This is a genomic window from Paenibacillus sp. J22P59 (assembly GCF_059383895.1).
This window is the reverse complement of record NZ_JBXENX010000013.1, coordinates 105352-119404: the sequence shown is the minus strand read 5'-3', so window position 1 is coordinate 119404 and position 14053 is coordinate 105352. Positions and strand designations below refer to the sequence as shown.

Annotated in this window: 12 protein-coding genes; all 12 read left to right on the top strand. The window is 48.6% G+C overall.

All coding sequences use genetic code 11. The features are described from left to right. The first annotated feature begins 28 nt into the window (after positions 1-28). On the top strand, positions 29-1138 hold the full coding sequence (gene ispG, locus AC50YO_RS20895; RefSeq protein WP_494850112.1) for a flavodoxin-dependent (E)-4-hydroxy-3-methylbut-2-enyl-diphosphate synthase: 1110 nt from the start codon (positions 29-31) through the stop codon (positions 1136-1138). 177 nt (positions 1139-1315) lie between these two features. Next, positions 1316-3019 (top strand): ATP-dependent protease LonB, encoded by a 1704-nt coding sequence (gene lonB, locus AC50YO_RS20890; RefSeq protein ID WP_494850111.1) that lies wholly within the window; start codon positions 1316-1318, stop codon positions 3017-3019. Between the two features lie 37 nt (positions 3020-3056). Next, on the top strand, positions 3057-5453 hold the full coding sequence (gene lon / locus AC50YO_RS20885; RefSeq protein WP_494850110.1) for an endopeptidase La: 2397 nt from the start codon (positions 3057-3059) through the stop codon (positions 5451-5453). Next, a complete protein-coding gene (gene yihA, locus AC50YO_RS20880) occupies positions 5450-6037 on the top strand; it encodes a ribosome biogenesis GTP-binding protein YihA/YsxC (protein ID WP_494850109.1) in 588 nt (195 codons plus the stop codon). Before lon ends, yihA begins: the two co-directional genes overlap by 4 nt. A gap of 198 nt (positions 6038-6235) precedes the next feature. Continuing rightward, complete coding sequence (locus tag AC50YO_RS20875) at positions 6236-6826, top strand: non-ribosomal peptide synthetase module (RefSeq protein WP_494850108.1); 591 nt, start codon at positions 6236-6238, stop codon at positions 6824-6826. Positions 6827-6984: 158 nt separating this feature from the next. After that, positions 6985-7650 carry a YjgB family protein gene (locus AC50YO_RS20870; RefSeq protein ID WP_494850107.1) on the top strand — a complete coding sequence of 222 codons (666 nt, stop codon included), beginning with the start codon at positions 6985-6987 and terminating at the stop codon, positions 7648-7650. A 279-nt stretch (positions 7651-7929) separates the two neighbouring features. Beyond that, positions 7930-8328 carry an adenosylmethionine decarboxylase gene (speD, locus tag AC50YO_RS20865; RefSeq protein ID WP_494850106.1) on the top strand — a complete coding sequence of 133 codons (399 nt, stop codon included), beginning with the start codon at positions 7930-7932 and terminating at the stop codon, positions 8326-8328. 201 nt (positions 8329-8529) lie between these two features. Beyond that, a complete protein-coding gene (gene hemA, locus AC50YO_RS20860; protein ID WP_494850105.1) occupies positions 8530-9909 on the top strand; it encodes a glutamyl-tRNA reductase in 1380 nt (459 codons plus the stop codon). 53 nt (positions 9910-9962) lie between these two features. Beyond that, positions 9963-10778 carry a cytochrome C assembly family protein gene (locus AC50YO_RS20855; protein WP_494850104.1) on the top strand — a complete coding sequence of 272 codons (816 nt, stop codon included), beginning with the start codon at positions 9963-9965 and terminating at the stop codon, positions 10776-10778. Positions 10779-10798: 20 nt separating this feature from the next. After that, positions 10799-11458, top strand: a complete 660-nt coding sequence (locus tag AC50YO_RS20850; RefSeq protein WP_494850103.1) for a precorrin-2 dehydrogenase/sirohydrochlorin ferrochelatase family protein — start codon at positions 10799-10801, stop codon at positions 11456-11458. Then, positions 11442-12413, top strand: a complete 972-nt coding sequence (gene hemC, locus AC50YO_RS20845) for a hydroxymethylbilane synthase (RefSeq protein ID WP_494850102.1) — start codon at positions 11442-11444, stop codon at positions 12411-12413. Before AC50YO_RS20850 ends, hemC begins: the two co-directional genes overlap by 17 nt. Positions 12414-12416: 3 nt before the next feature. Beyond that, the gene (cobA, locus tag AC50YO_RS20840; protein ID WP_494850101.1) at positions 12417-13970 is read left to right on the top strand and encodes a uroporphyrinogen-III C-methyltransferase; all 1554 of its coding nucleotides are present in this window, start codon (positions 12417-12419) and stop codon (positions 13968-13970) included. Positions 13971-14053: the final 83 nt, after the last annotated feature.

Below are 14053 nucleotides of genomic sequence, written 5' to 3'. Positions count from 1 at the left end.
TTTGACGTTCATGGGAGAGATTACTTGTATGTATAATCGTAAAGACACCGTACCCGTTAAAGTAGGCGACCTCACGATTGGCGGAAGTGACGAGGTCATTATTCAAAGTATGTGCACAACGAAGACGGCTGATGTTGAAGCGACTGTCGCTGAAATATTGCGGCTTGAAGAAGCGGGCTGTCAGATCGTTCGCGTAACGGTAAACAACAAGGAAGCTGCTGAAGCTATCAAGGAAATCAAGAAACGGATTCATATTCCGCTCGTTGCGGACATTCATTTTGACTACCGGCTTGCGCTTGCTGCTATTGAGAACGGGGTCGACAAGGTTAGAATTAATCCCGGCAACATCGGCCGCCGCGAGAAAGTCGAAGCTGTAGTAAAAGCTTGCAAGGAACGCGGAATTCCGATTCGTATTGGAGTGAATGCAGGCTCGCTTGAGAACCACTTGCTTGAGAAATATGGCTATCCTACGCCTGAGGCTATGGTTGAGAGTGCTTTATTCCATATCGGCATTCTGGAGGAGCTGGACTTTCACGATATTATCGTATCGCTGAAGGCATCAGACGTTCCGATGGCGATTGCAGCTTACAGCATGGCTGCTGAGAAGATCAAATATCCGCTTCATCTGGGCATTACCGAAGCCGGAACGCTTCATACAGGAACGATTAAGAGCTCGGCGGGCATTGGCGCTTTGCTGGCGCTCGGAATCGGCAATACCGTTCGTATCAGCCTAAGTGCTGATCCGGTAGAAGAGGTTAAAGTAGCTCGCGAGCTGCTCAAAACTTTCGGCTTGATTACGAATGCGGCTACGCTCGTATCTTGTCCAACCTGCGGCCGTCTTGATATTGACCTATTCTCGATTGCCAACGAGGTAGAGGAGTATATTTCCAAGATCAAGGTGCCGATTAAAGTGTCGGTGCTGGGCTGTGCGGTTAACGGTCCTGGCGAGGCGCGTGAAGCCGATATCGGGATTGCGGGAGCACGCGGCGAGGGAATGCTGTTCCGTTACGGAGAGATGATCCGTAAAGTGCCAGAGGATGAATTGCTGAATGAGCTCAAAAAAGAAATTGATGAAATTGTGCGAGTGTTTGAAGAGACAGGAGAAATTCCGGGACGCAAGCATCACATTCATCTCTAAATAAAAGAGAGGCTACTCGTGATCGTCCACGAGGCAGCCTCTTTTTTTAACCACTCCTTCTTATTAGGAAAATAAATGCGCGAACGGTTATTCCCTGCTACAAGGGGCAATACTACCAAATACGAGCTCTTTTGCCGGCTGGTTTGCGTTGTTGTTATAAGGAGGAGTGGATAACGGATGAGTTTAAGTTTAGTGTTGATGTTAATTCAAGTTTTTTTTGCTGTCGTTATCGGTTTATATTTCTGGAATTTGCTGCGCAACCAGAAAACGAACCGCTCTGCTGTTGATCGAGAATCCCGTAAAGAAATGGATAAGCTGCGCAAGCTTCGCTCCATATCACTTACAAAGCCACTGGCTGAGAAAACACGCCCGCAGACGATGCAGGATATCGTTGGGCAAATAGATGGATTGCGGGCGCTCAAGGCGGCACTATGCAGCGCGAACCCGCAGCATGTTATTATTTATGGACCACCGGGGGTAGGGAAAACGGCAGCGGCACGTGTCGTTCTCGAAGAAGCGAAGAAGAATCTTACGTCGCCCTTCTTGCCTGAGGCCAAGTTCACAGAGATTGATGCTACAACCGCTAGATTCGATGAACGGGGCATCGCTGATCCTTTAATCGGCTCTGTCCATGATCCTATCTATCAAGGTGCAGGAGCGATGGGCGTTGCTGGCATTCCTCAGCCGAAGCCGGGAGCGGTTACGAAGGCGCATGGCGGCATCTTATTTATAGACGAAATCGGGGAATTGCACCCTGTGCAGATGAATAAGCTGTTAAAAGTACTTGAAGATCGCAAAGTATTTTTGGAAAGTGCTTATTATAATTCCGAAGATGTGAATATTCCGGTGTATATTCATGATATTTTTCAGAATGGGCTTCCTGCTGACTTCCGCCTTGTCGGTGCGACGACCAGATCGCCTCAGGATATTCCGCCAGCTATTCGTTCACGTTGTATGGAGGTATATTTCAGACCGCTGCTTGCAAGTGAGATCTCGGCGATTGCAGAGAATGCCATCAAGAAGATTGGCTTCGGTTCATGTCCGGATGCTGTTGAAGTGGTGAAGAAATATGCAACGAACGGCAGGGAAGCAGTGAATGTTATTCAGCTTGCGGCAGGTGTCGCACTCTCCGAGAAGCGTGACAGCATTACGGCGGCAGACATAGAATGGGTGGTTAACAGCAGCCAAATCCCTCCACGCCCTGATCGCAAGGTGCCTGATGCGCCGCAGATCGGCTTTGTAAATGGGCTTGCTGTGTATGGTCCGAATATGGGCACGCTGCTTGAAATCGAAGTGAGCGCCATACCAGCAGCAAGCGGTAAAGGCCAGATTACGATTACTGGTGTTGTAGACGAAGAGGAATTGGGCGGAGGCTCCAGAACGCTGCGCAGAAAAAGCATGGCGAAGGGCTCTGTAGAAAATGTGCTGACGATGCTTCGGCGCTATGGCCTTAATCCGCAAGATTATGACTTGCATATTAACTTTCCAGGCGGCACGCCTATTGACGGTCCATCGGCTGGTATCGCGATGGCGACTGCTATCGCCTCTGCAATCAAAGAAGAGCCGATTAGCCATCGGCTGGCTATGACAGGCGAGGTGGGCATTCACGGCAATGTGAAGCCGGTCGGGGGCGTTCTAGCAAAAGTAGAGGCGGCATTCCAAGCGGGAGCAGATACAGTGATTATTCCAAAAGAAAACTGGCAGGCTATATTCGCTAACTTAGAGGGCCTGAAGGTTATCCCTGTTGATCGTGTGGATGAAGTGTTCAACCTTGTATTTCCGATCGTGCAGACAGTCGTGGATGAGCAGGAGGAGCATGTAGCAGCTGACCTGTATATCTCTCCTGGAGTTCCCTATTTGCAGGCGGAATCCGCGGAATGATAAACTAGGTATAGACAGAACAATTGGAGGTGCTGGTATGGGACCCGGAAAATCGAAAACTCGTCGGCTTCCCTTGCTTCCGCTTAGGGGGCTGCTCGTATATCCCAGCATGGTGCTCCACCTTGATGTGGGTAGAGATAAATCGGTGCGGGCGTTAGAAAGCGCGATGATTGAAGATCATATGATATTGCTGTGTTCACAATCAGAGGTGAACATCGAAGATCCGACGGAGGAAGATATTTATCGGATTGGCACAATCGCCAAGGTGCGGCAGATGCTGAAGCTTCCGAACGGTACGATTCGCGTTCTAGTAGAGGGTGTAGTTCGCGCGAAGATCGAGGACTACATCCCGAACGAGGCTTTCTATGAAGTGACTGTTCGCGAGCTGCCTGAGCAGGAAACGGATGATCCCGAAGTGGATGCTTTGATGCGTTCGGTGCTTAATCAATTTGAGCATTATATTTCGTTGTCCAAGAAGGTGACTCCAGAGACGCATGCGGCAGTATCGGATATCGATGAGCCGGGGCGTCTCGCGGATGTTATTACAAGCCATTTGTCGCTGAAGATTAGAGACAAACAGGATATTCTGGAGACAGTCGACGTGCGCGAACGTCTGGATAAGCTCTTGGATTTTCTCAACAATGAGCGAGAAGTTCTGGAGCTTGAACGCAAAATCAATCAGCGTGTCAAAAAACAGATGGAAAAAACGCAAAAGGAATATTATTTGCGTGAACAGATGAAAGCGATTCAGAAGGAGCTTGGCGAGAAAGAAGGACGCGCGAGCGAGGTCGAGGAGCTGCGGAGTCAGCTGGAGGAAGCAGGCGTTCCAGAGCAGGTGAGGGAGAAGATCGAGAAGGAAATCGATCGTCTTGAGAAAATGCCAGCGTCATCTGCCGAGGGCGGGGTCATTCGCAATTATATTGATTGGCTGTTATCCTTGCCATGGAACAAGCGTACGGAAGATGACTTAAGTCTAGAGAAGGCCGAAAGCATACTGAATAGTGATCATTATGGCCTTGAGAAGCCTAAGGAGCGTGTGCTGGAGTATTTGGCTGTTCAACAGCTGGTCTCCAAGATGAAGGGACCTATTCTCTGTCTGGTTGGTCCTCCGGGCGTCGGCAAGACGTCACTCGCTCGTTCCATTGCCAAATCGCTTGGGCGCAATTTCGTCCGTATTTCGCTTGGCGGCGTACGTGATGAGGCAGAAATTCGCGGTCATAGACGGACCTATGTTGGCGCTATGCCAGGGCGAGTTATTCAAGGAATGAAGACGGCGGGCTCGTTCAATCCGGTATTCCTGCTTGATGAGATTGACAAGATGGCAATGGATTTCCGTGGAGATCCGGCATCAGCGCTTCTTGAGGTTCTTGATCCGGAACAAAATAATACGTTCAGTGATCATTTCATTGAGGTTCCGTTCGACTTGTCTAATGTTATGTTTATTACCACTGCGAACGCCATGCATAACATTCCTCGCCCGCTTCTGGACCGGATGGAGGTTCTCTATATACCGGGCTACACGGAGCTTGAGAAGCAGCAAATTGCCGAGCGCTACTTGTTGCCTAAGCAAAAGAAGGATCATGGGTTGACAGATGAACAGCTAATTGTAGACAATGAAGTCCTTATGCAGCTTATTCGAGAATATACCCGCGAATCCGGCGTGCGTAATCTGGAGCAGCAGATTGCGGCAATATGCAGAAAAGCAGCCAAGCATATCGTAGCTGCGGGCGTTAACCGCAAGCAGGGAGACAGCGAGGATGGCGGCGCAGTTGAGCCGCTGAAGGTAGATTCAGAGCTGTTGAAGGAATGGCTAGGACCATCCAGGTTCCGTCATGGCATGGCAGAGGTTGAAGACCAGATTGGAGCGGTCACGGGGCTTGCTTGGACAGAGGTCGGCGGTGATACACTGGTCATCGAAGTGACGATTATGCCAGGCAGCGGCAAGCTGACGCTGACAGGCAAGCTTGGCGATGTCATGAAGGAATCGGCTCAAGCTGCATTCAGCTATACGCGTTCCAAAGCGCTGGAGCTTGGCATTGATGCAAGCTTCCATGAGAAGAATGATATTCATATCCATATTCCAGAAGGCGCTATTCCTAAGGATGGGCCATCTGCAGGCATTACAATTGCAACCGCCCTTATCTCGGCGCTCACGAACCGTTACGTCTCGAAGGAAGTTGCGATGACCGGAGAGATTACCCTCCGCGGACGAGTGCTGCCTATTGGCGGATTGAAAGAGAAGTCTTTGGCTGCACATCGGGCGGGCATCAAAAAGGTGCTGCTGCCAAAAGACAATGAGCGAGATCTTCGCGATATACCGGACAGCGTGAGAAGCGAGCTTACATTCATTCCAGTTGCTCACATGGACGAGGTGCTTGAGCATGCGCTGCTTCCGGTCAACAAGGATGAGAAAGCAGGATCACCACAATTATGAAAATTATACAAGCAGACTTTATTATCAGTGCCGTACAACCTCATCAATACCCTGTTGATGCCTTGCCGGAGATTGCTCTGGCAGGGCGTTCCAATGTCGGCAAATCTTCATTGATCAACAAAATGATTATGCGTAAAAACTTGGCGAGAACGAGCGGCCAGCCTGGCAAAACCCAGCAGCTCAATTATTATCGAATTAATGATTTTGTTTATTTTGTTGATTTTCCAGGCTACGGCTATGCAAAGGTATCCAAAACCCAGCGCGAGCAGTTTGGAAAAATGATTGAGACTTATATTCGGGATCGGGAGCAGCTTAAGCTGCAGCTGATACTGGTAGATATTCGTCATGCCCCATCCAAGGATGACCAGCTCATGTATCATTGGCTGAAGCATTATAATATTCCTACTTGCATCGTTGCGACGAAGGCAGACAAGATTCCCAAAGGCAAATGGGACAAGCATGTTAAGATTATTAAGGAAACGCTGGAGGCAGACCCCCGTGATCGGGTCGTTATGTTCTCCTCCGAAACAGGGCTTGGACGGGATGAACTATGGGGAGTTATAACCGACGCGATCGGCGTATAGGGTAGAAAGTACAGCAACTTCTTGCATAATGGCGAGGATTCAGTTAAAAAGGTGGAACTCTTCGTGAAATTTTCCGATTTTTTCAGAAATATGCGTGAATTTCGAGGCTGAGAGGCAGGAATAAAAAGCTTCGATCACGTATAATATATTTAGGAATTAAGATCACAATTGTAAGTTCAAAGAATTGAGGAGATTTTTATGGCTCAGCGGCTAGCCACAGAGTATGTAAATGCCAAACTGCAATTAACGAATGATGAGATGACGCAATTTATCCGTTTCTTCGATGATCAGCAAATTCGCCTTCAGGTGATGGTGCTCGACAACGGAAATCAGGAGCTGGTTCTCGAAGACGTAGCAGGGAGGGAAGAGGTCAGGTTGACCTTCGAACGTCAACAAGACCGTTACGTATGCGAGCTTTCTTGCCGCCTCGTTCACCCTAAGCTGACCAACGCCATGCGCAAAGCTGTATCTGCTTTCCATGGGGACGCTGTCGTCAATCGCATTTATAGTCATTATACGATGACCTACCACTATACGAATGGAACTGTTCGCACAATTGTAGAGAGCAATTCATCAGGAACACGTGTTGTATTCGAATATAAGGATACAGCTGGACAGCTCGAGAGAGTATTCCGTAGTCGATTGATCGAACGCGAGATCGAGATGGTTAACAATGCCATTAACGAGCTGTTGGACCTGCGCAATCAAACGAAGGATCAGCTGCAAGTTGCTGAGATCGACGAGCGATTGACCGTTCAAACCAAGAAACTGTTTATGCTTGAAGCATAAACCACACGTCAAGAAGAAGCCGCTGAGCCGGCTTCTTCTTTTTTTATATCTGCATAGAAATTAGCTTTTCCGCAACTTATTCGGATTAAAACAGTCTATATAAGAGTAGATTCCTTTTACACAGACGGCAAACATCAGAGAAAAGGAGTGGAGTTAGGATGAAGAAGCGCCATAAACAATGGATGGTCATTGTGATGGGAGCAGCCATGCTTGCGTTATCTGCGTGCAGCGGAGGAGCGGCAGACAGTAGTCCTTCCAGCACACCAGCAGCAACCCCTCAGACGAGCCCAGAAGGAACCTCAGAGCCTGAACCAGATGTGGCCGCAAGTCCAAGTCCGCAGGCTAGCTCAAGCCCTTCTAACGAGGCAGGCGGCAACGCTGAGCAGGAGCAATCGTCGGTTACGGTGGGATCGCTTGTGGAGCTTGCTAAGGAAGGTAAAGTGCCGGGCAGTCATTATGCAGCACATACTGCACTGTACGATGAGATCGAGAAAAGCTGGGGAAAAGCGGACCATATAAATAGTGCAGGCAAAGGCATGTATGCGGAGTATAAGAAAAAAGGAATTACGTTCGGCTACAACAAAGGAATGCTTGTATTCGATGTTAGGTCCTATGCGAAGGAGCTCCAATCGCTGACGTTGGCTGATATTGAGAAGGCCCTTGGCACAGCGGATGAAAAGACAGTCAATGGCGAGGACCATATTTATACGTATGAGGTCAATGAGCAATATCAGTTGAAATTTGTTATTCCTGACAAAACAAACGCTGTCGATCACATTTCCGTATATAGCCCACAGGATGCAAAAAATTTAATGGCAGGTTAACAAAGTGCTTAGTACAAAAAAAGATGGCCTCTCATACCTTGATAAAGAGGATGGCAGTTGGACAAAATCCATCCTTAGAAAAAAAAGGGGTTGCATTTCTCAGCAATAGATGTTATTTTTAATCTCGTTGAAAACATTGTTGCAAACAAAATAGGAACCAGGATTCACTCAGGACATAGTTATGTTGCGAGAGATTATTCCCTCGGGAAGTGAATGACGTAGGTCCTAGCGGATGAAATTTTTTTAAACATTTTATTCCTAGGAAGGGGGAACCGGAAGATGGAATACTCAACTTTCGGAAGACACGTTGCTGTTGATACTTGGGGAGTAGATTTTGATCTACTGAACAACGCTGAATTTTTGCAAGCCCAAATGGTGGAGGCTGCTGAAAGCTGTGGCGCTACTGTACTATCGGTGCAATCCAAACAATTTGAGCCTCAAGGAGCAACTGTGCTCGTTATGCTGTCGGAGAGTCACCTCTCAATTCACACGTATCCTGAGAGAGGGTTTGCCGCACTTGACTGTTATACTTGTGGTGAAACCGTGGATCCACAGCTCGCGATCGATTATATGATCGCTGTACTGAAGCCGACGAAGACTCATGCGAAGAAGCTAGTACGCGGCATGGGTGAGCTGCAAGTGGAAGAACCAAAGATGAAACAAATCGAGCTTGTGTAATAGCTCTCAATTGAATCATAGCGAAATAACCATAGACTTCGGTCCATGGTTATTTCTTTGTATGAATAGGGAATAATGGATGTAGGGTTTTCAAATATTATTCATAAATGAAGCCTTTATGAATGTCGAACTATGCTATAATTACTGGTGACATCAGGTGATTGAACGTTATTTTTTTGACAGAAAGGCAGGTGAACGCGCATGCACATTATTGTGGTGGGATTGAACTATCGGACCGCTCCTGTTGAAGTTAGGGAACGATTCGCTGTTGCAGAGAAAGAGATGGCCGAAGCACTCGTACAGCTTAAGAACACCGATAGCATTATGGAATGTGTCATTGTTGCGACCTGCAACCGGACAGAAATGTACGCAGTAGTGGACAGGCATCATTTGTGCGGACACTATATTCGCAGCTTTATGGAACAATGGTTTAAGCTGCCTAGACAGCATTTTACGAATCATTTATATATGTATGAAGATGATAAGGCAATTGAGCATCTTTTCCGCGTGACTAGCGGCTTGGATTCCATGGTTATTGGCGAGACGCAAATTCTGGGACAGGTCAAGGATGCCTTCGCACTTGCACAGCAGCGCAAGACTACAGGTACGGTATTCAATATGTTGTTCAAGCAGGCTGTTACAATGGCCAAACGTGCACATTCTGAGACTTCCATCGGTGAATCTGCGGTATCGGTCAGCTATGCGGCTGTTGAGCTAGGCAAACGCATATTTGGTCAATTTAACAAGAAGACGGTTATGATTATTGGGGCAGGCGAGACGGGAGAGCTGACAGCCAAGCATCTGTATGCGAACGGAGCGGACAAGGTTATTGTTGCTAATCGGACGTATGAGCGTGCAGCTCAGCTCGCGGATAAGTTTAACGGCATTCCATGCTCGATGGAGGATGCAGCCAATCGCTTGTATGAGACAGACATCGTAATCAGCTCCACTGGAGCGGAAGGGTATGTGTTGAATCGTCAAGCCGTAGCTGCTGCAATGCAGCGCCGGAAGTCCAAGCCGTTGTTCATGATTGATATTGCTGTTCCTAGAGACTTGGAGCCTTCGATTGCTGCAGTGGATAACGTATTCTTATACGATATTGATGATTTGGAAGGCATTGTCGAAAGTAATTTGGAGCAGCGCCGTAAGGAAGCTTCCAAAATTGAAACAATGATTGCTGAGGAGATTGCTCTCTTTGCGCAATGGTACAAAACACTTGGTGTCGTACCGCTGATTCGTGCGCTTCAGACGAAAGCAGCCGATATACATGAGGAGACGTTCAACAGCTTGACGAACAAGCTTCCTAATCTGGATGATCATGAGCTCAAAGTTATTCGCAAGCTGACGAAGAGTATTGTGAATCAGATGATGCAGGACCCTATTATAAGAATTAAAGAAATGGCTGGCGAGAAGCATGCAGACGAAGCGATGGATATGTTCGTGAAGCTGTTTGCGCTTGAAGATGAGCTCGTCAAATCGAACCAAGCCGAGCAATATACGGCGGAGCCGATAGCTGCGGCAAATAACAAAAACATGCCGACACATGCCGCCGTGGCAGCGCTGGCGTCCGTCACTCGGTAGAAGCACGCTTCCGCCCTTTAAGGAAGGCGTGGCAACGTGGAGGCGCTATGGTAATGCAAAATTGGCTATATGACGCGATATTGTATATTTACGCCCTGAGCCTTCTGTTTTATTTCTCCGATTTCATGGATGCAAACCGGAGAGCAAAACGGATTGGAGCAGGGCTACTTATTTTTGTATGGAGTTTGCAGACTGTATTCCTAATTTCTCGAATCGTTAATCATTATGAGATGCCTGCGATCTCTGCGATTTCGAATTTTGAATATTGGCTAGGATTTTCCTGGCTATTGGTTACGATTTCACTTGTTATAAGTCGATTTTTCAAAATCGAGTTTATTGTTTTCTTAGTGAATGTCGTTGGATTTGCTGTTCTTGCGCTTAATTTGTACAGCAATCCCGGGGATGAGACGGGTTTTACCTTATCTGCAACTACCGAGGAGCTGCTATTTGTTCATATTAGTCTTGTTCTTTGCGCCTATGCAGCATTGACGGTTGGAACGATATTCGCTGGCATGTACATGTTTCTCCATAACCAGTTGAAAGGCAAGCGTTGGTCTAAGGCCGTCAAGCGCTTCCCTAGCCTTGATACAATCGAACGGTTCTCGGATCGTGCCATTATAATTGGTGTGCCGCTGCTGGCGATGTCGCTCTCGGTTGCAATAACGATGCTGCTTGTAGAAGGCAAGACAATGCTATTGCTGGATTGGAAGGTATTGACCTCCTTCGCGGCTTTAATTATGTATATTGTATACGTTATACAACGAGCATTGCTGAATCGACCAGGCATGCAGCTTGCACGATTGCACATTGCGTCATTCATCGTCCTTATTTTAAATTTTTTATCAAATTACTTTTCTACCTTTCATTAGAATAAGGGGGATAAGCGGATATGAATGGCTATTATCCTGTTATGCTGAAGCTTCCTGGCAAGCGGTGTGTCGTTATTGGCGGGGGGCGCATCGCAGAACGCAAGGTGATGGGTTTGCTGGAAGCTGGAGCAGATGAGGTATGGGTAATAGCGACGGTCCTGACTGAACGCCTGAGAGAGCTTGCTAAGAGCGGAAGGATTCAAGCAACAGCCCGCAGCTATAACGAGACGGATTGCCATGGTGCTCGATTGGTATTCGCCGCTACCAATGATAGAGAGCTGAATCGGAGAATTGCGCAGGATGCCGAGCGGCTGGGCATATGGGTCAACACCGTGGATGAGGGCAGCGCAGGAGCCTTTCTTAACTGTTCAGTGGTAAGACGCGGAGATTTGATTATCGGCATATCTGCTTCTGGTGCAAGTCCGGCTCTAGCCAAACGGCTGCGTCATGAGCTCGAAGAAAGATATGGCTTAGAATATGCAGAGAGCATGCCGCTGCTTAGAAAGCTGCGTATACGCCTCAAAGAGACTGCACGAGATGAGCAAGAGAGGGAGAGGCTGCTTAGCCTTGCTGCTGCGCAAGTGCCATTCCCTTTAGAGGATAATGATGATGCTGAGGCATGGATCGAGCGCCTTCGCGGGATGATGACGGGAGGATTACATAATGGGAACAGCAATTAATGGACAGCGTACAATCGTGGTAGGGACAAGGCAAAGCGCGTTAGCCCTTACACAGACTGGACAAGTGATTGACGAATTGAAGCGCATCAGTGAGAAGCATGGGTTCGATTATTTGTTTGAAATTCGCAAGATCGTGACCAAAGGCGATCGTATTCTTGATGTTACGTTATCCAAGGTCGGAGGCAAGGGCCTATTCGTGAAGGAAATCGAGCAGGCGCTGCAGGACGGCGTTATAGATATGGCTGTCCACAGTATGAAGGATATGCCTTATGAGCTGCCGGAGGGTCTCATGAATGGCGCTGTTCCGACGCGTGTTGATCCACGTGATTGCTTGATTATGAAGGAAGGCCAGTCGCTTTCTGATTTGCCGCAAGGGGCAAGAGTCGGGACAAGCAGCTTACGCCGTTCCTGCCAGCTTAAGAATGCAAGACCTGACCTTGTACTGGATTCGATCAGAGGCAATATTGATTCCCGCATTAAAAAGCTTACGACAGAAGGCTTCGATGCTGTCGTGCTTGCTGCGGCCGGCCTCAGCCGTATGGACTGGCAGGATCGCATCTCTACCTATATCCCTGTTGATATATGCGTACCAGCAGTAGGGCAAGGCGCCCTTGGGATCGAATGCCGTGACAATGATGCAGAGGTAAGGGAGCTGCTCGCTCTCTATAATGATGAGGAGACTTCACTTGCAGTGCGGGCTGAGCGCAGCTTCCTTGGCGCTTTGAACGGAGGCTGCCAAATTCCAATTGGCGCTTATGCAACAGTTGAGAAGCGAGCTGACGGCAGCTTGGACAACGCAGTGCTGGAGCTGACGGGAATCGTAGGCTCACCAGATGGCGCTGTGCTGTTGAAGGAAATAGCAAAGGGAACGGATCCTGAGCTGCTCGGCCGTGAGGTTGCGGAGGCATTAATTGCAAGAGGCGCTGACCGCATACTTGCGGAAATTGGGGGATAATCAATGGATAAGGGTATCGTCTATTTAGTCGGAGCCGGTCCCGGCGATCCGAAGCTCATTACGGTACGAGGCTTAGAATGTTTGCAGAAAAGCGACGTGGTCGTCTATGACCGCTTAGCCAGCCCCAGGCTGCTTCGTTATTTGAAGGATGGCGCTGAGAAGATCTATGTCGGCAAGCTGCCTGATCGACACACGATGAAGCAGGAGGAGATCAATCAGCTCCTCGTGGATCTAGCTTTGCAAGGCAAATCAGTGACGCGCTTAAAGGGCGGCGATCCGACCATATTTGGACGTGTGGGCGAGGAAGCTGGCCTGCTGCAAGACAATGGCATTGAATTTGAGATTATTCCAGGCATTACCTCAGCGATTTCGGTTCCAGCCTATGCGGGCATTCCCGTTACTCATCGTGATTTGGCCTCTTCTCTTTCTATTATTACAGGGCACGAGAGTCCGGATAAGCTGGATCGGTCCATTCATTGGGATAAGGTGACGAATGCTACAGGAACCTTGATTTTCTTGATGGGGGTAGCCAAGATTGGATATATTGCAGAACAGTTGATTCGTCATGGCAAGTCCGCTGATACACCAGTTGCCCTTATACGCTGGGGAACCCGTGTGGAGCAAGAGACGATTGTCGGTACTCTCGAATCTATTGAACGGATTGTAAAAGAAGCGAATTTCCAGCCTCCTGCGGTCATAGTGGTCGGTGATGTAGTTACGCAGCGAGATAAGCTCAAGTGGTATGAGAAAAAGCCATTGTTCGGCGTTCGCGTTCTCGTTACACGTGCCAGATCGCAGGCTAGCGAGCTGGCAGACAGGATAGAGGAGCTTGGCGGTGAGCCCTGTGAGTTCCCTGTCATTGAGATACGAGAGCCTAAGGAAGCCTCTATGGTCGCCAAGATTCAGGCTGCCTTGGAGCAAGCGGAGCGGTATGACTGGATCATGTTCACTAGTGTGAACGGAGTCGATTATTTTTTTGGCTGGCTGCGCAAGTTCGGTATCGACATTCGGCGTTTTCATGCTGCTCGAATTGCTGCTGTCGGCCCCAAAACAGCCGAAGCGCTTGAGAAACGCGGGCTGACAGTTGTGGAGCTGCCAGCACAGTTTCATGCGGAAGGATTGCTGGAGCAGCTTGCTGGCGATTTGAAGACTGGCGAGCATGTACTGCTCCCGCGCGGCGATCTTGCACGAGAGGTGCTGCCAAGAGAGCTTGAGGCACAAGGGCTTGTACCGTTAGAAATTGACGTCTATGAGACTGTTATGGCTGACACACAGGACGAGCAGGCAATGGAGTGGTTAAGGGAAGGACGGATTCATGCCGTTACGTTCACCAGCTCCTCTACCGTTACGAATTTGCTGGAACTGCTGAAGCGCGAGGGTATTGACGATCCGGCCGAAGCTCTCTCAGGTGCGGTTATGGCGAGCATCGGCCCATTAACGACCAAGACGGCAAGGGAAGCTGGGCTTAACATTGCGATTGAGCCCAAGGAAGCGACAATTGAGGCGTTGGTCGAGGCCCTTGTCCAGCATCAAGCGGTTAAGCGCGGATTAGCGTAGACAGTATAACCAAGCAGTATTAGGACAATGGTTATGTGCAATTTCAAGTTGATTTGACGTACCAGTAAAGCAGCTATCGGATA

What these genes read in the sequence shown, in the direction of transcription:
- ispG (WP_494850112.1), top strand. Translation starts at nt 29, where the DNA reads ATGTATAATCGTAAAGACACCGTACCCGTTAAAGTAGGCGACCTCACG.
- lonB (WP_494850111.1), top strand. Translation starts at nt 1,316, where the DNA reads ATGAGTTTAAGTTTAGTGTTGATGTTAATTCAAGTTTTTTTTGCTGTC.
- lon (WP_494850110.1), top strand. Translation starts at nt 3,057, where the DNA reads ATGGGACCCGGAAAATCGAAAACTCGTCGGCTTCCCTTGCTTCCGCTT.
- yihA (WP_494850109.1), top strand. Translation starts at nt 5,450, where the DNA reads ATGAAAATTATACAAGCAGACTTTATTATCAGTGCCGTACAACCTCAT.
- AC50YO_RS20875 (WP_494850108.1), top strand. Translation starts at nt 6,236, where the DNA reads ATGGCTCAGCGGCTAGCCACAGAGTATGTAAATGCCAAACTGCAATTA.
- AC50YO_RS20870 (WP_494850107.1), top strand. Translation starts at nt 6,985, where the DNA reads ATGAAGAAGCGCCATAAACAATGGATGGTCATTGTGATGGGAGCAGCC.
- speD (WP_494850106.1), top strand. Translation starts at nt 7,930, where the DNA reads ATGGAATACTCAACTTTCGGAAGACACGTTGCTGTTGATACTTGGGGA.
- hemA (WP_494850105.1), top strand. Translation starts at nt 8,530, where the DNA reads ATGCACATTATTGTGGTGGGATTGAACTATCGGACCGCTCCTGTTGAA.
- AC50YO_RS20855 (WP_494850104.1), top strand. Translation starts at nt 9,963, where the DNA reads ATGCAAAATTGGCTATATGACGCGATATTGTATATTTACGCCCTGAGC.
- AC50YO_RS20850 (WP_494850103.1), top strand. Translation starts at nt 10,799, where the DNA reads ATGAATGGCTATTATCCTGTTATGCTGAAGCTTCCTGGCAAGCGGTGT.
- hemC (WP_494850102.1), top strand. Translation starts at nt 11,442, where the DNA reads ATGGGAACAGCAATTAATGGACAGCGTACAATCGTGGTAGGGACAAGG.
- cobA (WP_494850101.1), top strand. Translation starts at nt 12,417, where the DNA reads ATGGATAAGGGTATCGTCTATTTAGTCGGAGCCGGTCCCGGCGATCCG.